Source organism: Vicinamibacterales bacterium, from assembly GCA_036012125.1.
Lineage (GTDB): Bacteria > Acidobacteriota > Vicinamibacteria > Vicinamibacterales > UBA823 > UBA11600.
The window spans coordinates 1-19,284 of record DASCOS010000015.1 but is presented as its reverse complement, the minus strand read 5'-3'; the positions used below and the strand labels follow the sequence as shown (position 1 = coordinate 19,284).

Genomic DNA, 19,284 nt, shown 5'->3' with positions numbered 1-19,284 from the left:
TTCGAAACCTTACCTGAGCACACTCCGACGGGTGTGGCGTAACCACCAAGCCAGCTCGCTGTGGCTGTGCCCTGCCCCATTAGCGATCTCGTCAACAGGCTCTCGATCATTCAGTAAGTCGTTTGCAACGATGTCTTGCACAGTCGTATTGGATTGGCCGAACGCCGGCACTATCGCTCCCTCGAATGGACGACTAACAGCGTCGGTAAAGGCCGTTGGATTCACCGGTAAATCCCGACTTTCGGTTGAAATCTGAAAGCACACACTCAATAAACCGCTGGCAACAGCGGCAATAATGACGCGATGGCAATGATTCATCGTCCCTGTCTCCGTAGACTCTTTAGGATCCGACGACGGTGAAAGTCACGTCGCGCGATATTGAGGTAGCTAATTCGTTGTCGGTAATCTTGATCTCTAACCGAAAGATTCCTTCGGGAAATGCGCTTAAGGGAACATTCTGGCCAGCCGACAATTGGTGCCCGGCCGTCATATCCAATTGAGGTGGCAGGGTCTCAGCACTTAGGGTCTGCGGCGTTGTGGAGTTGAACATCTCTTCGCCGCTGACAGTGCGCTGATGAAAAGTGTACTCAACTGTGACGTTCGGCTTACTCTCAACAAGACTTGGGTTGTAAATAAAGAATAGGAACGACAGTGAATCTGTCTTCGCGTATTCGAGTGTGTCTTGTAGTACCAGGCGTGCTGACCCGATCGCATACGGGTCGGAACGCTGCTGTTCGGGTGAGAGTGGCGTAAGAATTGTCTCCACCCGTTCGGTGACGAATATCGTGCTCGTTGTTAACTGACCACTCCACAAATCTGGCACTTCAACGGTTCGCTTGATCACTCCCCAGCGGATCTCCTCAGACTCGGTCTCCACGAGCTCAGAATCTTTAATTCCAATGTAAAGGTCGTAGGAGCCCGCCGACGCAGCAAAAGCACGCTGAGCAACGTAGTCGCCTTCCTCAGCTAGCCGCAAGTCGATGAAGTGCACATCTTCGAAAGAATAGGATGGCGGCTCCACAGGCACCCGTCCCGTGTCCGTCTCAGCCGGCTCCAGGTCAAGCGGTTGGGCAAGCACCATCCCCGCAGGCACCAATCGGACATAGACCGTCACCGATTGGCCGACCGTCGCGGGATTAAGTCTAAGGGTAAAGGGGACGTAGACCTGCCCTTCCTGAGCCCGGAGGAATTCCAAGTTCACATCGGCGCGGATATCGGACGGCACCGACTCACCCGAAAGCGCCGCGTCCATTACCTTGAGAAGCCTTGATGCCTCGGCGCGTTCCTGGTCGGTTAGAATCGGCTCTGGGGTTGTTGTCTGCCCTGTTGCCGTCCCGGGGGAGCCCACTTGGTCGCCGCCTTGGACAGAAGTGGCACCCACCGCGGCACAGCAACTCGCGACGAGCGCCCACAAGCCCAACCTTTTACAGTTCACAAACATTGGACAGGCTCCGACTAACGAGGAATCGTTTCGGCAAAACTCTGGCCAGTGTACAGGCACCTAACCACGATAGGCAACCCTACTAAGACAGACCAAACTCTTGATTCTGGAAGTGTTTTCCCATTTGATGGCCCCGAAGTCGTCCGGGTCGCGTGATATGATCCCGATCGCCACGCTCACGGCTTCAGTTGAAGCCGGCCTGCGGCGCCACCAACACTCCGAGCAGGATCGTGCATATCAGTGAAGTGATCGGCCGGGAAATTCTCGACTCCCGGGGAAATCCGACGGTCGAAGTTGATCTCACTCTCGAGGGCGGCGCAATGGGTCGGGCTGCGGTGCCCTCAGGCGCGTCTACCGGAATTCGGGAAGCAATCGAGCTTCGTGACGGTGACGTACGCCGCTACCACGGGAAGGGCGTGCTACAGGCCGTCAGCCATGTGAACGGTGAGATCGCCAAGGCATTCATCGGCACTGAGTTAGACCAGGCTTCATTCGATCAACGTCTCATCGACTTGGACGGTACGCCTAACAAGGGCCGGTTTGGTGCAAATGCAATCCTAGCCGTCTCTCTGGCGGCGGCGAAGGCGGCTGCCACACACCTTCACCTGCCACTTTACACTCATCTCGCATCACTCAGCCATCGGAAAACCGATACATCTCCACTTCTTCCGGTACCGATGATGAACATCCTCAACGGTGGTGCGCACGCTGATACGAACGTTGACTTTCAAGAATTCATGGTAATGCCGATTGGGGTCCCGACCTTTACAGACGCCCTGAGAGCCGGTAGTGAAATTTTCCAGGCACTCCGAACGAGGCTTAAGCAGCGCGGCCTCTCTACTGGTGTCGGTGATGAGGGAGGCTTTGCCCCCAATCTGCAGTCAAACCGTGAAGCGATCGACCTTGTTCTTGAGGCGATCGCCGAAGCCGGCTTCACCGCAGGTCGGGATGTCTATCTGGCACTCGACATTGCGGCAAGTGAACTATGGGATGACACTTCGCCCGGTCGCTACATATTCAAGAAATCTGATGGCAGTACGAAGACCGCCGAAGACCTCGTGAAAATGTACTGTGACTGGGTCGCCGAGTACCCGATCGCCTCGATCGAAGACGGTCTCGCGGAACAAGATTGGGCGGGGTGGCAACTTTTGACTCGTGAGTTGGGTGGCCAGTTACAACTGGTCGGTGACGATGTCTTCGTAACAAATCCGACAATCCTTCAGCGCGGTATCGCCGAGGGTGTCGGAAATGCACTCCTAGTTAAGCTGAATCAGATCGGCACGCTGACCGAAACGTTACAAGCAATAGCGATAGCAGAGGCTGCGGGCTACGCATCGATCATCTCACATCGCTCTGGGGAAACTGAGGACACGACAATTGCTGACCTTGCGGTTGCGACGGCAGCAGGTCAGATTAAAACGGGTTCGGCAAGTCGCACGGATCGAGTTGCCAAATATAATCAACTGCTCAGAATTGAAGCGACTGTTCGGTCAAGCCGGTACGCTGGCCGCGAGGCACTTAAGCATCAAACCACTTAACTCCACCCAGCTACCCTCTCATGGTCACGAATTTACCGCCGCTCGCTCTAGTCGTGCTCGATGGCTGGGGCCTTCGGCCAGAAAAAAATTATAACGCCGTGGAACTCGCTAGCACGCCGGTGTATGACGAATTACGCGAGCGGTTCCCACACGCATCGCTAGTTGCAAGTGGAGAAGCCGTCGGACTTCCTGCTGAGCAGATGGGCAACTCTGAAGTAGGTCACATGAATCTTGGTGCCGGGCGTGTCGTCTACCAAGATATTAGTCGCATCGACGAGGCGATTCGAGACGGCACATTCGCCGCAAATGAGAATCTGACTGCTGCGATTAGACGATGCAAGGACCACCATTCGCTTCACCTAATCGGTCTCGTCTCCGATGGAGGAGTTCATAGTCATCAGCGTCATCTGGTTGCCCTGATTGAACGAGCCGCCGCGCTGGATGTGAACAAAGTGTTCGTACACGCGCTCACAGATGGACGAGACACGCCACCCAACGCGGGCCTGGAATTCCTAGCAGCGCTCGAACGAACCATGGAGCTCCTAGGCGTTGGACGGATCGCCAGTGTTTGCGGAAGATATTTTGCGATGGACCGGGACCAGCGATGGCCGCGAATAAAACGTGCTTATGACACCATTGTTTTGGGTAAGGCACGAAGCGCTTACTCCGCAACCGACCTGCTCACATCGTCCTATGCTGAGGGTATAGCTGATGAATTCGTGGAACCAGCGTCCATTGTCGATTCTTCCAACCACCAGATTGGCCGGATGGAAGATGGCGATTCTGTGATTTTCTTCAACTTCCGAGCTGATCGTGCACGTCAACTAACACGTGCAGTGGCCTCTGAAGGTTTCAAGGAATTTTCTAGAGGTCGGTACCCCAATCTGCATTGCACTACTTTGACTGAGTACGATGCGACATTTGGCCTGCCCGTAGTGTTTTCACCCCAGAAATTCTCAAACAACTTAGCTGAGGTGTTAGCAAGCCACAACGTTACTAACCTTCGGCTGGCCGAAACAGAAAAATATGCTCACGTGACCTACTTCTTCAACACAGGTGAAGAGCGGCCCTACGCCGGAGAAGACCGGCTCCTCGTCCCATCGCCTCAGGTCCCAACCTACGATCTACAGCCCGAGATGAGCGCGCAAGGTATCACCAACCAGCTTGTGCAGGATATCGAGGCTAGACGACATCGGGTTATCATCTGCAATTTTGCGAACGCTGATATGGTAGGTCACACTGGCAAGCTCGACGCAACGATTGAGGCGGTTAGTACGCTGGACAATTGTCTTGGCCAAATCGTCACCGCCGTACAGGCCGCAAGGGGGACCGTTGTCATGACGGCCGATCACGGTAATGCAGAATTATTATGGAACCAAGAGCGTCAGTGTCCACACACCGCTCATACTACAAATACGGTGCCGCTTCTGCTAGTTGAGGGCGAAGAAAGACGTGGGTGGAAACTGCGTAACGGATCACTATGCGATGTGGCGCCGACGCTTCTTGCCCTATTGGACATCGAGCCATCAGCAGAAATGACTGGAGTGGACTTACGTATCCGGCGCTGACTCGTTACTCAACTTCAGTGTTTTCAGGAGTTTCGTCGACTGCAATCCTGAGCGAACGCAGAAACCGGCGATCGTTAGCGCTGATTTCCATCTCTTGGCTGGACGTCACATTTTGTGTCGTGCCGACCTTAGCAAGCGCTGTCAAATTTGACCGATTCACGAAACCAATAACCGCTTCGAGGGACACACGCATTTCGTAACCTGCTGCGCGGGACTTCTCGCGGCATTCTTCAACCTTTGGATTTTCAGCAACGGCTTCGGCAATGACATCGGCCAGTTCACGAGCCAGCCGATTCACGACATCTTCCATGTCCGATTCTCCTTAGCCCTCCACCCATCCGTACAGGGGGCAACCTGTAATCCACGCCTGCGCTCGCCACGCGAGAGGAAGATGGACATCATCAATCGCTCATTTGTATCTGAGATCACGATAGGACGAGCGCATTCTAAACGGGGGATCTAGGAGTGTCAAGCCAGGTTATTTGAGGGTGGTCGCAAGGCAGCTTAGTTAGGGCAGTAACTGCATTACAATGCGAGGCGGTATGACTGTTTCGGCGTGTCGTCCAGAAGATTTTGTCGATTGGGAGCCTAATCGCGATCTCGGGGTGCCAGGGAAATTTCCGTTTACCCGAGGTATCCACACTGAGATGTACCGGCGGCAGCTTTGGACCATGCGTCAGTACGCCGGCTTCGGCACCGCCGCCGAGTCCAACGCACGCTACCGCTACCTCCTCGAACAAGGTGTTACAGGTCTGAGTGTCGCGTTCGATTTGCCTACACAGGTCGGCTATGACTCTGATCATCCGCTCGCGGCGGGCGAGGTGGGGCGGGTTGGTGTCGCGATCGACTCACTGGAGGACATGCTCGACCTTTTCGACGGAATTCAACTTGATCAAGTGACAACGTCGATGACGATCAATGCGACAGCGTGTATTCTGCTCGCACTGTACATAGCGGTGGCGCGCCGACGGAGCGTACCCATTCACAAACTCGGTGGCACCATCCAAAATGACATCCTTAAGGAGTACGTCGCGCGTGGCACTTACATCTTTCCACCACGGGCATCCCTTCGGATCGTCACCGATATTTTTGCTTATTGCGCGAAAGAACTTCCACGCTGGCACACAATCTCAATCAGTGGCTATCACATCCGTGAGGCTGGCTCGACAGCGCCCCAAGAAGTAGCGTTTACATTCGCACATGCGATCTCGTACGTAGAGGCTGCTGTTGCAGCAGGATTGGACATTAACCAGTTCGGTCAACGGCTTTCGTTCTTCTTCGCCTCACATAACGACGTTCTGGAAGAGGTAGCAAAGTTTCGCGCGGCCCGCCGTCTCTGGGCACGCCTGATGCATAATCGGTTTGGCACCACCAATCCAGATGCAGAAAAACTACGGTTTCATACGCAAACAGCGGGAAGTACGCTAACCGCTCTGCAGCCGGACAATAATTCCGTCCGTGTCGCCCTGCAAGCTCTCGCAGCTGTATTAGGAGGCACCCAGTCACTCCACTGCAATGCCCGTGACGAAGCTCTCGGTCTGCCGACAGAGGAATCGGCGAGACTGGCGCTCCGCACCCAGCAGATTCTCGCGTCAGAAACCGGTATCGCCAGCACGGTGGATCCGGTTGCAGGAGCTTATGCCGTCGAACAACGGACTTCGGAAATCGAAGCCGAGGCTAAAACGATACTCAACAAGATCGATGAACAAGGCGGCACCTTAGCTGCGATCGAAGCGGGTACTGTGCAACGAGAGATTCACGAGTCCGCATACCGAGAGCAACAAGCGATCGAGAGCGGCAAGCAGATCATCGTCGGGGTCAATCGCTTCACCGAGGGCAACGCGCCTACCATCACTGGTCTGCAGGTAGACCCCAGCATTGAGCAAATACAAATAGGGAGGGTGCGTCGTCACCGTGAACGTCGTGACAACGCTCGCCATCGAACCGTTCTCAACGCTGTGGGCGCCACGGCGCGTGGCGAGGCAAACCTCATTCCACCAATCATTACTGCAGTCGAGGCGGGAGCTACGGTCGGTGAAATCGCAGACTCGCTACGCACCGTATTCGGGGAATACCATGAAGTAGGATTCGGGTAACAGAACTAGCAACCTTGTTGCACGCCCCATCTAACAACGGTGCATTCCCGACAGAAATCGATTTCCCAAGCGAAGAACAGAAAATAGTGAACCGCCTAGCCTTGCTCGTCTGCGTAGTCTTTCTGAAGCCTAGCCACAACCGATGGATCAGCAAGCGTCGTAGTATCACCTAACGTCTTTCCGTCCGCGATGTCACGGAGCAGCCGTCGCATGATCTTGCCTGAACGGGTTTTCGGCAGGTCTGAAGCGAACAGAATCACATCAGGTTTTGCAATTGCACCGATCTTTTTCACGACGTGGCTCTTTAGATTTTCGATGAGTTCATCCGAGGAGGAAAAACCCTCGCGTATGGTGACGAAGGCAGCTATCGCCTGTCCCTTGATTTCGTGGGTGCGCCCAACAACGGCCGCCTCGGCAACGGCCGAGTGGTCGACCAACGCACTCTCGACCTCCATCGTACCAATCCGGTGACCCGCGACGTTTAGTACGTCGTCCACTCGGCCGAGCAACCAAAAGTAGCCATCAGCATCTAACTTGGCACCATCGCCCGTGAAGTACATACCGTCAGACCACTGGCTCCAGTACTGCTGGATAAACCGATCTGGGTCTCCGTAGATTCCTCGAAGCATTGACGGCCATGGCTTGGTGATGGCGAGCAGTCCTCCCCCTTCAGTCACCACCTGGCCATCCGCAGTTCGAATCTCCGCAGTAATACCAGGGAAAGGATGTGAGGCCGACCCGGGTTTGAGCGTCGTCAGTCCTGGAAGTGGCGTGATAAGGATGGCACCAGTTTCTGTCTGCCACCAGGTATCCACAACTGGGCAAAGCTGCCGGCCGATATGCTCGTAGTACCACATCCAAGCTTCGGGGTTGATTGGCTCGCCGACGGACCCTAGTAAACGCAAGCTCGACAGGTCCCGCTTAGCCGGCCACTTGGTCCCCCATCGCATAAACGCCCTAATCGCTGTAGGTGCGGTGTAAAAAATTGTGACACCGTAGCGTTCAACAATCTCCCAGAGACGGTCTTGTGCGGGCCAGTCCGGCGCGCCCTCATACATGACGGCGGTCGCACCGTTGGCGAGCGGGCCATAGACGAGATAACTGTGACCGGTCACCCAGCCAATATCAGCGGTGCACCAATACACATCGTCTTCTTTCAAATCAAACACCCACTTTGTCGTGGCATAGGTCCCAACTAAATAGCCGCCAGTCGTATGAACGATCCCTTTTGGTTTCCCGGTGGTACCAGACGTATAAAGAATGTAAAGCAGGTCTTCGGAGTCCATCTCTTCAGGCTCGCAGGCCGATGGCGCCTTCATCATCAGTTCGTGATACCAGTGATCACGGTCCGGCTGCATTGTTACCGGTAATGGGTCGTGTTGCTGACGCCGCACGACTACGACATGGTTAATCGACGGCGTCTCGCGTAGAGCATCATCGGCCATCTGTTTCAGAGGCACGACCTGGCCGCGGCGATAGCCACCATCGGCTGTCACAAGCACGCAGGCTTCTGCATCGTTAATCCGGTCACGCAATGACTCCGCACTGAAACCGCCAAAAACAACACTGTGTACGGCGCCAATCCGAGCACAAGCGAGCATGGCGATCGCCAGCTCAGGCACTAGGGGCATGTAAAGCGCTACTCGGTCACCGCGTCGTACACCAAGTGACTTCAGCACGCCACCGAAAGCATTGACCTCACGGTATAAATCGAAGTAGGTCAGTGTCCGACGGTCGCCGGGCTCGCCTTCCCAGATGAGCGCTGCCTTATTACGGCGAGCGGTGCGAACATGACGATCAATACAATTGACGCTTGCGTTAATTTTTCCACCGACAAACCATTTCGCGTTCGGTGGGTTCCAGTCGAGCACCTGACTCCAGGGCTCAATCCATTCAAGCTCGTGGGCAAAGCTTTCCCAAAACGCCTCTGGGTCGGCCCCGGCGCGGTCGTAGATCGTGGGGTCTGACACATTAGCCACCTCACTAAAGTTGCCAGGCGGGTCAAATGTTCGTCGCTCATCGAGTAAAGCATCGATTTCCTTCCGGGGATCGTTTGGGGTCTTAGCCATGAAATCCTTTCCGGCCAGTTCTGTCAGCGGTGCCAGAGGTCAGGTCAGAATCATATTCGAGAAGTCAAAACGCCGACATCCAGCCCTAGCGCCACTACCTCCCCTTAAATAACAACCCTGAGAGAGCAATAGAGATTAGAACCGGAGGTAGTCAACGAAGCGAACCAATCACCAGGGAACACACCGCAAAAACCGCTCGAGGCGCATCCATCATCGTCAACTGAATCCCGGTTTGGGGTACGAACTGGTAATCGCGCTCAGTCGTAGTACTCACGACCAAGATGCGTAATCAGGCTCTCATCGCAGAGATGACGAAGGGTGTTTTTTAACTTCATCAACTGAATGAACAGGTCGTGCTCTGGGTAAACATTTGCGGCATGCATTGGGCTCTTAAAGTAAAACGAGAGCCACTCTTGGATGCCGCTCATGCCCGCCCGCTGCGCTAGGTCGAGGAATAGTGCCACATCCAGCACAATCGGCGCCGCCAATACACTATCTCGACAAAGAAAATTTATCTTGAGTTGCATCGGATAGCCAAGCCAACCAACTAGATCGATATTGTCCCAACCTTCCTTGTTGTCGCCACGCGGTGGATAGTAGTTAATACGCACAACATGACACAGGTTCTCGTAGAGCAACGGATACAGGTCGGGTTGTAAAATGTAGTCAAGAACCGATTTTTTACTCTCTTCCTTTGTCTTAAAGGATTCCGGATCGTCCAGCACCTCGCCGTCACGATTTCCAAGAATATTCGTGGAATACCAACCCGACACACCGAGTAATCTAGCTTTCAAGCCAGGCGCAACGATCGTCTTCATCAACGTCTGGCCGGTCTTCAGGTCCTTCCCAGCAAGAGGTGACCCGGTCTCTGCAGCCAATTCAAGCATTGCCGATGTATCAACTGTCAGGTTAGGCGCAGCATTTGCGAACGGAATGCCTTCCTTCAACGCAGCATGGGCGTAAACCATGCTAGACGGCACAGACGGATCGTTGTCGTCAAGTGCGCGCTCAAAGGCCGCTAGAGATGAATGAGCATCGCCCTCGGTCATAAAGATTTCAGTACTGCCACACCAAATCATAACGAGCCGATCGATTTGGTTCGCTTCCTTGAATTGCTGGATGTCAGCGCGCACGGCGGTGGATAGATCGCGCTTGGTCGCTCCCTTCTTGACGTTCGGACCGTCGAGCCGTTTGACATAATGGCGGTCAAAAACCGCCGGCCAAGGTTTAATCTCCGATAAGTCGTCTTTCAACTGGTTCAATAAATCCGGTGCGATAACGCCGGCTGTGCGAGCAGCCTCGTAGCAATCGTCTTCGAAAATGTCCCAGACACCAAAGACAATGTCGTCAAGCGATGCGAGTGGCACAAAATCCTTGATAAGCGGGGAGCGGCCATCGGTTCGCTTGCCCAAGCGAATCGTACCCATCTGTGTTAGTGAGCCAATTGGAGCAGCTAGTCCTTTGCGAACGGCGTGTACACCAGCGATCAATGTGGTACTAACAGCACCAAGGCCAACAAGCAAAACTCCCAGCTTCCCTTTTGCGGGCGCTATATCCTTCAGGATTTTCACGGCGGGAAACTATATCATGAGGCTATCGATGAGGTTATTTCGCGAGGGTTTGGGTCCACACGCCCTTGAAGTGTCGATGGCTGGCGTGAAGATGGGCGATCGACTCCTGCAGTTGCGCTGCGGCAATGGAAAAATGTTCGCCGCCATAGCGGCGAAAGTCGGATTCACAGGGAGGGCCTGCGCAATCGACGACAACTCGGAAATGTGTGTTCGTGGCAGGAAAGCGGCTGCCAAGGCGGGCGTGCTGGTAGAAATTGACCATGCGCAATATGACACCCTTCCCTATGAAGAGACTTCGTTCGACGTTGTGGTGCTCTGGGACCTCCTTGGTGTCCTTACACCAGAACAACGAGTCAGATGTCTACAACAAACGCTGAGAGTGCTCCGCCGAGGCGGGAGGTGTGTGATTATTGAGAGGGTCCCTCGAAGCGGCCTCGGGGCGTTACTCCGTAGACCCGTTCTCGATACAACCTACCTTAAGTCTGGCGGCGCCGAACGCGCACTCGATGCCGAGGGGTTTAAGGCCGTGCGCCAACTCGCCGAACGAGAGGGACTAGCTTTTACCGAAGGCGTCAAGCCGACCACCTAACACACGCGAGCTGGACCCCACCAGTCGAACCAAATGGTAATTTCCGGTCGGCATTGAGACATCTCTTGGAAGTTAGGTGAAGGGAAAGAGACCCACTGTTCGGGTCTACTTTATGTCGGATCCGTTAGAGGCAAACGGCCGATACAGTGCCTCGAACCGTTTCAGCGCCCAGCGTGCTTCGACTCTCACGTAGACACTGAGCTATCATCTTGGGTAGGTGTCGTTACTTCTGACAGCCGTGGGACTCAGCTTGGTTGGGAGCATGGGGGGGTTACTCATCGCCTCAGCGCTACTTCCCCTCTCTTCCGCATTCCGCAATCGGATCGTTCCCTGGCTGCTGAGCTACGCGGTAGGAACACTTCTCGGTGTGGCACTGTTGGCCCTAGTGCCTGAGGCGCTGAACCAACTCGCGCCGGCGCCGGTCTTTGGCGCGCTCCTAGCAGGAATTCTGGGACTCTTCATAGTTGAGAAGTTCGTGCTGTGGCGCCACTGCCATACCGAGGACTGTGATGTGCACGATGCGAGTGCGACACTCATCCTCATCGGAGGTGCTCTACACAATCTTGCCGATGGCGCGATCATCGCCGCAGCGGTATTGGTTTCAGTTCCGCTCGGCATCAGTACCGCCCTAGCCGTTGCTGCCCATCAGATCCCACAAGAGGTTGGTGACTTCGCGATCCTGCTGAATGCTGGTTTCTCCCGCCAACGAGCACTTTGGCTCAACGCCTTTTCAGCATCGAGCGCTGTTGTAGGTGCAGTCGCGGTCTATGCTGCGACCGAAACCCTACCGCATACGCTGCCCTATCTTTTGGCGCTGGCCGCTGGCAGCTTTCTTTACGTCGCGATGTCGGACCTGATTCCTGGGCTCCATAAAGGTGAAACCCTCGGAACCGGCGCTATCAGACAAATTCTGCTGATCGTCGCGGGCGTTGGGACAATTCTGGCGCTGTGATCGCTCAACGAACGCGGTTGATGTTAATTGACGGTAGCTCGCAGATGTACCGAGCCTACCACGCCATCCGTGGGCTTACTGGCCCCGACGGCAAATCCACGAATGCGGTTTATGGCTTCGTTACGATGCTGCGTAAACTGCTCGACGATCAGAAGCCCGAGTACATTGTCGCCGCGTTTGATGTAGCTGGTCCGACTTTCCGGGAAGAACTTGACGCCGATTACAAGGCTAACCGTGCTCCAATGCCCGATGACCTCGTTGAACAGGTGCCCTGGGTGCACGAGGCGTGCGAAGCGCTCGGTGTACCTGTGATCACATTGCAGGGCTACGAAGCCGACGACGTAATCGGTACCCTAGCCAACCAGGCGGCGGACAAAAGTATCGACGTCGTCATCGTCACGGGCGATAAGGATTTCTTTCAGCTTGTCCGTAATGGGGTCACCGTTTTCAATCCACGCGATGAGGGCACGTGGTATGACTCCGACCACGTCCTCGCCAAATTCGGAGTGCGGCCCGATCAGGTCATCGACGTGCTGGCACTTATGGGTGATGCCGTTGACAACGTGAAAGGCGTACCGGGAATCGGGGCAAAGGGGGCCCGAGCGCTGATTGGTGAACACGACACGCTCGATAAACTCCTAGCCAAAGCCCAACAGCTTCCACAGCGTAAATACCGCACCGCGCTCACTGAACACGCCGAGTTGGCGCACCAGAGCCGGGACTTGGTTCGGATCGAGATCAATGCACCGATCCAACTTGACCTCGACCAGACTCGGTTCAGCGGCCCTCAACCGGAGCGTTGCTTCGAATTGTTCTCCAAGCTCGGGTTTCGCACGCTGCTCGCCAATTACGCACCAAGCGTTAACACGACTAAAACTGACTACCGCCTTGTCTCTACCTCTGCGGACCTTGACTCACTAGTCACCTCGCTTCGAAACGCAGGTCGTTACGCACTGCACCTGGTAACAGACCTCCTGGACGCCATGCGGGCCACACCGGTTGGCGTGGCGTTCTCTGTTGCACCGCGGTCCGCCTGTTACATTCCACTAGGACATACGGCACTCGATATCCCAACGGAATTTAGCCCAGCCGACGCTTTGAAGATTTTGAAACCCGTCCTTGAGGACCAGGAAGTTGCCACAGTCGGTCACGATCTGAAGTTTGCTGCAATTGTGCTGGAGCGTCGCGGCATCAAGCTAAGTGGCATAACTGACGACTCGATGCTCGCTAGTTATGTGCTCGATGCCACAAAGTCAGCACACCGGCTCGAAGATGCCGCCCTTGATGAGACTGGCTACCAAGCAATGACGGAGGAATCGCTCCGGGGTAAAGGTGCGAAAGCAACTCCGTTCAGCGAGCTCCCGATCGATACAGTGATGCCGTTCGCTGCCGAACGTGCGGACCTTGCATTGCAGGTCTGCGATCGCCTTCAGGAGACGTTACAGCGCGAAGATTTATTGGCGGTGTATCGTGAACTTGAGCTTCCACTGGTGGAGAACCTCGTCAGCATTGAGCAGGCGGGGGTTCGTCTCGACACCGCGGTACTCGTTGAGCAGTCTGCTCAACTGGAAGTCGAGTTGGAGGGCTATCGTAAAAGGATTTTTCGTCTGGCCGACGAAGAATTCAACATCAACTCACCGAAACAGCTCGCTAGAATCTTGTTCGAAAAACTGGAACTGCCCACATTGAAGCGCACCGGTAAGACGCGGGCAGCTTCAACCGCGGTGGAGGTACTCGAGGAACTCGCACTCACACGCGAGTTGCCGCGGTTGGTGTTGGACTGGCGATCGTTGCAAAAACTCAAGAGTACTTACGTCGATGCACTTCCGCAACTCGTGAATCCCGACACGGGGCGTGTCCATACCTCGTTTAACCAGGCTGTGGCTGCGACTGGGCGGCTAAGTAGCAGCAACCCGAACTTGCAGAACATCCCAATCCGTACCGAGGTCGGCAGACGGATCCGCGAAGCCTTTACCGCAGAGCCGGGCTGCCTTTTAATTTCAGCCGACTATTCACAGATCGAACTGCGTGTCCTCGCTCACCTCTCGACGGATGACACGCTGATCGCGGCGTTCCAACGTGGTGATGATATTCACACCCAAACCGCGTTGAAACTATTTGGGACCGACAGTGGTCTCGACCCACACGAACTCCGCCGAAGGGCGAAGATCGTTAATTATGCTCTGCTTTATGGGAAGACAGCCTTTACGCTCGCCAAAGACATCGGCGTGAACCCGCAAGCCGCTCAGGAATTCATCGATGCCTATTTTGACGGCTTTCCAGCAGTTCGCCAGTTCATTGACAACATGGTCACGACAGCGAGACAGTCCGGGTCCGTTAAGACGATGTTCGGCCGCCGTCGCCTCGTGCCAGAACTCAACAGTCGCAATCATCAGGTCCGATCAGCGGCCGAGCGCGTAACCGTCAACATGCCTATCCAAGGCTCGGCGGCAGACATTCTCAAGCGCGCCATGCTTGCGCTGCATGCCGACCTCATGGGGCGTGACGATGCCAAGATGATTTTGACCGTCCATGATGAGCTGGTGCTTGAGGTTAAGGAAGCGTCGGCCGATACCCTCTCGGAGTTGGTGAAGAACCGCATGGAACACGCCGCTGATCTCAGGGTGCCGTTGACAGTGGATATCGGCGTTGGCCGTACCTGGAAGGACGCAAAGCCCTAATCCCCTAGGCTCGCCCATTTGTCCTCTTTGCTATGATCGCCCCAACGGATGGCTAACCCTCTCGTCGTTCCCCGCGCGGAACACTCGCTCTCCAAGAGTCACATCGACCCGGATGCGCTTAAGGTTTTATACCGCCTCCAGAAATTCGACCACATTGCCTATTTGGTGGGCGGGAGCGTGCGCGACCTACTCATCGGACGACGACCAAAAGACTTCGACATCGGTACCTCGGCGCATCCGAATCAGGTTAAGCGATTGTTTCGCAATTGCTGGATTATTGGTCGTCGTTTTCGGCTGGCACATGTGAAATTTGGTCTCAAGACAATTGAGGTAGCCACCTTCCGTCGACTTGTAACACCTGGCTCAGAAGGAGATCCCGACCCTCACCCATCCGATCGTGAAGGTCAGAAGCATGCAGCGCCACCGCACCAGCCCGGAAGTCGAGTCATTCGGCGCGACAACACCTTTGGCAGTCCCGAGGAAGATGCGTTTCGACGCGATTTCACCGTGAATGCGCTGTTCTACGACATTGCATCCGCTTCGATTATCGATTACGTCGGTGGCCTCAAAGACCTTGAGGCTGGACTGATTCGCTGCATCGGTAACCCTGAAGAACGCTTCCTAGAAGACCCTGTGCGGATGCTGCGGGCAATCGCTTTGTCCGCAAGGCTTGATTTCAGGATAGAGCAGCCGATTACTGACGCAATCGCCAAGCACCGTGGTGAAATTCGACAGGCTGCGCCGCCACGAATGTTGGAGGAGCTCTATAAGATCCTTCGCAGTGGCTCAGCCGAACGCACGTTTCGAGCTCTCAGTGAAGCGCGTGTGCTCGGTCAGATCAGTCCTGAGCTATATCGGCGCCGCTCCGACCGGCTGTGGCAGTCCCTTCACGCACTCGACAACTATCGGGCCCGTTTCGATTCTGCGCCGGCAACGTTAACGAATCCGATTCTGCTCGGCTCGCTCGTTGTTCCAACCGGGCTTTTGTCCGGACAGCAAGACGCCCCACTCACTCTCGGTGCGCTACCGGTCGCCAAAGGACAAGTTGCGAGTCTTCGCCAGATCATCAGCCTCCAACGGCGGTTGGGCGATTCCAAGCTCCCAGAACGCACCACACGACGATTGACCCATCGCAGTGTGTTCGCTGAAGCGTTAACTTGGCTAGAAATCCACGGTGACGCACCTGAAACGGTCAAGCGCTGGCGGAGCTTTGTGGCCAACCTCGGCGAACCACCGGTCACCACGCCAGTTCGGCGGCGCAGGCGCCGACGGCGGCGGCGCAAACCTCGTTCGGCCACGGAGTAACTTCGTCTCTAGCCAGCCAGCACAATGCCGGTGACTTTCGTGAAGGATAGAATGATTCCGATCGCCGTGACGGCGACAAAGGCAAGTGCAAGCAATACCATCGCGGAGCTCTCGCGCTGTTCGTCAATGAATCCCATCAGGTAAGCACAGACCCACCCACCGGCGAATCCACCGGCGTGAGCCCAGTTGTTGATGCCTGGCATGAGGAAGCCAAACACAAACAGTACAATCGCCCACAGCCAAAGCTGCTGCGACATCATCGAACTGCCACGTCGACGGCCGTAGACGATTAGCGCCGCAAGAAGGCCAAAAACGCCTCCGGACGCACCCATCGTTGGCACGCCGGTCATCATATTCGAAACAAGAAATCCGAACGCCCCGGCCACGTTAAAAAGCACGAACGCGCGTGCCGGACCGAAAACCTCAGTTGCCTCAGGTCCGAGGTTTCTAATCCACATCACATTGAACACAATGTGGAGGAGGCTTCCATGTAGATAAATGGCGGTGAACAGCGTCCAAAACCAACCGTCTTGCAAAGCAGGACCACTTGTCATGCCAAGCTGATAGAGTGCTCTCCCGCCCGGTGAAAGAATCGACAGTATGCTTCGGAACGGCTTAATCACCTCCTCGGGTTGGAGGAGTAACGCAATCGCGTACAGGGTGATGCACGTTGCGACGATCAGTGAGAAGAGATCAAGGTTGTGTCCGACGAGACGTTGGAGGACGGGTGCCCACCCATAGAGACCTGGCCGCCACGCCCCACAAAACGGACAAGTCGGCTCATTGATACCAACCAGCTTCTCGCAGTGAGAACAGACGAGCGACCCTTGCGTCTGCCGCATGGGAACAATTCAGACAACAACGCGGTCATCAACCGGGGAAATCGAGAACCCCACCACGCCGGCTACTGGAGTCCTCCCCCGATTCTCAAGCCCACGTATACTTCCCGACCCGGAGCTGGTTCGTAGTAGCGACTCCCAAAGGCATTTGGGATGGTGGAGGCGTTGTATCGTTTATCGAACAGGTTATCAATGCCGAAGAACGGCTGGAGCGCCACATTGTTCCACTCGCCATCCCAACCAAACCGGAGGTCCACCACCTCATACGACCAGTTCGACGCTGTGTTGGCATTGTTGACTGGAAACGCATCGACCCAGCGAAATTGCCCGACCGAACGAAGGCCAAACGAAGTTTCGTAACTGCCACCCAAAAACAACTGATGCGGCGGGGCGCCGGGTTCAATGTTGCCTGAAAAATTCTTATCGTCTGTTTGAAAGCGAACAAACTCAAAATCTTGATAGGTATACGAGGCATACGCGTTCATGCGAGGGATAGGTGCCCAGTCAACACGTGCCTCAAGCCCATTGCGCGATGATTCCCCAGCATTTTGAAAGTAGGTCTGCTCGTCGAGCCGTTGCAATTCAACAAACGCATTGTTCAAAGTGGAAAAGTAAGCGGCAACTTCGTATCGCACACGCCCTTCTCCACCCGTGCCACGCGCACCAACCTCAAAACTCCGAAGGTCTTCGGGGTTGAGGTTCTCGTTGAACCCTCCCTCCCCGGTTGGCTTGTTCGACAATTCGACGGTCGTCGGCGTCTGATAGGCTGTTGAGAAGTTGGTGTAGAGGTTCAGTTCGTCAGAGGCCGCGAAGGTCACCCCCGCCATCGGGCTCACAGCGTCCAGCGTCCGCCCTCCTGACTGGTTGCCGTCGGTCAGGAAACTGTCGGTAGCATTGAAATCGTAGTAGTCATACCGGACACCCGCGGTGGCGAGCCAGCGCGGATGAAGCGTTAGGGTCACCTGGGCGAACGGCGCGAGGGAACGCACCTCTTCCAACTGCTTGACTCGAAGGCTACCTCGCTCGGCGGATGAACCACCGGTCGGTACCCCTGCATTACCGAATTCGGATCGATTGTCACGCTGATACGATATGTCGAAACCTGTTGTCCAGTGGATCGGTACCGAGCCAGCCTGACGGCCGCCCGTTATTTCCGAGCGAAAGCCCCCAGCGTTACGACTGAGGTCAATGATCCTAAATGGAATGGGGTTATAGAGGTCACGCCAAGCGGCCCAGCCGGTAGCACGTAACACCTGTCCCCCACTGAACGCGTGCTCGAGCGTGACGCCACCCTGACCCTGGGTCGCGGCTTCACCCCACCCCTGAGTAATGGCTAATCCCCGAACACTCTTCGGCTTATTGCGAGCGTCCGACTCATTAAGCGTGCTGGCACTCTCTCCAAACGGCATGTCGAAAAGGTTGAACATGCCACGCAGCTCGGTGTTCGACGATACTGCTCTCCGCACAACCAAGTTAGCCCGCCGAACCTCAGCCTTGCTGTGCTGGCGAAAGCCATCGGTCTCAAACCGGTTAGCATTGACCAAGTAACTCGTCTGCCCGGACGTCCCGTGAACCTTAACCTGCTGTCTTTGGTATCCGTTGCTACCAAACTGGATGTCGGGTTGAATCTCGAAGCGCCTGGATGAGGGAAATGCCGTCCACAGACTGAGTACCCCGCCAGCAGCATTGCCGTAGAGCACAGAATTGGGTCCCCGAATGACCTCCAAACGACCGGCGGAGCCAAGATCGAGGTTTGTCGGTTGCGTGGTACCGTCCGCGGTCGTGAGCGGGATACCATCCTGAAACACCTGGATGCCTCGCATCCCAAATCCGACCATCGGTGCCCGAATCGTGGCCTGCACCCCCCCTGCGAGACTAAAGTTTCTCCGGTTTTCAGCAAACAGACCGGGAATCCCGCGCAGCGTCTCGGCCAGAGCCTCTTGGCGTTGAGCGAACTGGATTTCGTCGCCCGCGATAACGGTAACTGCGGCAGGAACGGCGCTCCGGTCCTGGAGGATACGGGTTACCGTCACAGATTCGGCGAGTGGTAAAATTTCTAGAGTGATGTCTAACGTTGGTGTGCCACCCGCAACGACCGTGACAATCACTGTTTCGGTTCTAAAGCCCGGCATCAGTGCAGCAACCTCGTAGGTACCAGCCACCACAGCAAGGAATTCAAAGCGGCCTTGCTGGTCACTTACAGCACTGGTGGACACATCCGTGACCGAATTCGTTACCGTCACGGTTGCACCGGGGATAACCGCTCCGGTTTCGTCAAGAATTGCTCCTCGAATGGTGCCCTGACCGACCTGGTCTTCAGTAATCGGCACGGTTATGCCAACGATGAGCGACAGCAACAGGGACACTGCGAACATACGGTTACCTCATACGCGTAGCTAGACGTCGCCATAGTTTAAGCGGCGGCCAGTCGTCCAAGGGTACGACGTACGACCCGACTTGAATTTCAGGATTCCTGAGGCTGTGCCAGCGCCTCAGTAATGGTCTTGTATGGCTGCGCCAACCGGAGTTTCGTCAGCACCCAGATCACCGACCAAGCCGGGTCGAATTCGCTAGCACGATAACTGAACTTCGGACTTCTCTGGAACGCGTGATGATTATTATGGAGGCCTTCACC

Annotated in this window: 14 protein-coding genes; 7 read left to right on the top strand and 7 right to left on the bottom strand. The window is 55.5% G+C overall.

Annotated elements, in window-relative coordinates:
* Positions 1-9: 9 nt before the first annotated feature.
* Complete coding sequence (locus tag QGH09_06555; GenBank protein HJO17840.1) at positions 10-318, bottom strand: hypothetical protein; 309 nt, start codon at positions 316-318, stop codon at positions 10-12.
* Positions 319-340: 22 nt separating this feature from the next.
* The gene (locus QGH09_06550; GenBank protein HJO17839.1) at positions 341-1,441 is read right to left on the bottom strand and encodes a hypothetical protein; all 1,101 of its coding nucleotides are present in this window, start codon (positions 1,439-1,441) and stop codon (positions 341-343) included.
* A 227-nt stretch (positions 1,442-1,668) separates the two neighbouring features.
* Between QGH09_06550 and eno the strand changes: the two genes are divergently transcribed.
* On the top strand, positions 1,669-2,979 hold the full coding sequence (eno, locus tag QGH09_06545; GenBank protein ID HJO17838.1) for a phosphopyruvate hydratase: 1,311 nt from the start codon (positions 1,669-1,671) through the stop codon (positions 2,977-2,979).
* Positions 2,980-2,999: 20 nt separating this feature from the next.
* Positions 3,000-4,547, top strand: a complete 1,548-nt coding sequence (gpmI, locus tag QGH09_06540; GenBank protein ID HJO17837.1) for a 2,3-bisphosphoglycerate-independent phosphoglycerate mutase — start codon at positions 3,000-3,002, stop codon at positions 4,545-4,547.
* Between the two features lie 4 nt (positions 4,548-4,551).
* Here the strand turns inward: gpmI and QGH09_06535 are convergent, their stop codons facing one another.
* The gene (locus QGH09_06535) at positions 4,552-4,857 is read right to left on the bottom strand and encodes a hypothetical protein (GenBank protein ID HJO17836.1); all 306 of its coding nucleotides are present in this window, start codon (positions 4,855-4,857) and stop codon (positions 4,552-4,554) included.
* Between the two features lie 232 nt (positions 4,858-5,089).
* Here QGH09_06535 and QGH09_06530 point away from each other — a divergent pair, with 232 nt between their 5' ends.
* Positions 5,090-6,643, top strand: a complete 1,554-nt coding sequence (locus QGH09_06530; protein HJO17835.1) for a methylmalonyl-CoA mutase family protein — start codon at positions 5,090-5,092, stop codon at positions 6,641-6,643.
* A 95-nt stretch (positions 6,644-6,738) separates the two neighbouring features.
* On the opposite strand, the gene acs is transcribed toward QGH09_06530, so the two are convergent.
* Together acs and QGH09_06520 are read right to left on the bottom strand one after the other, a co-directional pair.
* Entirely contained in the window at positions 6,739-8,712 is a 1,974-nt protein-coding gene (acs, locus tag QGH09_06525; protein ID HJO17834.1) for an acetate--CoA ligase, read from the bottom strand.
* A 257-nt stretch (positions 8,713-8,969) separates the two neighbouring features.
* Entirely contained in the window at positions 8,970-10,283 is a 1,314-nt protein-coding gene (locus QGH09_06520; protein HJO17833.1) for an inositol-3-phosphate synthase, read from the bottom strand.
* Positions 10,284-10,311: 28 nt separating this feature from the next.
* Between QGH09_06520 and QGH09_06515 the strand changes: the two genes are divergently transcribed.
* From QGH09_06515 to pcnB, 4 genes are all read left to right on the top strand, one after another.
* The gene (locus tag QGH09_06515; protein HJO17832.1) at positions 10,312-10,872 is read left to right on the top strand and encodes a class I SAM-dependent methyltransferase; all 561 of its coding nucleotides are present in this window, start codon (positions 10,312-10,314) and stop codon (positions 10,870-10,872) included.
* Between the two features lie 217 nt (positions 10,873-11,089).
* Positions 11,090-11,824, top strand: coding sequence for a ZIP family metal transporter (locus QGH09_06510; GenBank protein ID HJO17831.1), 735 nt, complete (start codon positions 11,090-11,092; stop codon positions 11,822-11,824).
* A gap of 20 nt (positions 11,825-11,844) precedes the next feature.
* A complete protein-coding gene (gene polA, locus QGH09_06505) occupies positions 11,845-14,505 on the top strand; it encodes a DNA polymerase I (protein HJO17830.1) in 2,661 nt (886 codons plus the stop codon).
* 48 nt (positions 14,506-14,553) lie between these two features.
* Entirely contained in the window at positions 14,554-15,810 is a 1,257-nt protein-coding gene (gene pcnB, locus QGH09_06500; GenBank protein HJO17829.1) for a polynucleotide adenylyltransferase PcnB, read from the top strand.
* Positions 15,811-15,818: 8 nt separating this feature from the next.
* Here the strand turns inward: pcnB and QGH09_06495 are convergent, their stop codons facing one another.
* Complete coding sequence (locus tag QGH09_06495; GenBank protein ID HJO17828.1) at positions 15,819-16,652, bottom strand: rhomboid family intramembrane serine protease; 834 nt, start codon at positions 16,650-16,652, stop codon at positions 15,819-15,821.
* A gap of 62 nt (positions 16,653-16,714) precedes the next feature.
* Positions 16,715-19,024, bottom strand: coding sequence for a TonB-dependent receptor (locus tag QGH09_06490; GenBank protein ID HJO17827.1), 2,310 nt, complete (start codon positions 19,022-19,024; stop codon positions 16,715-16,717).
* Between the last annotated feature and the right edge of the window lie 260 nt (positions 19,025-19,284).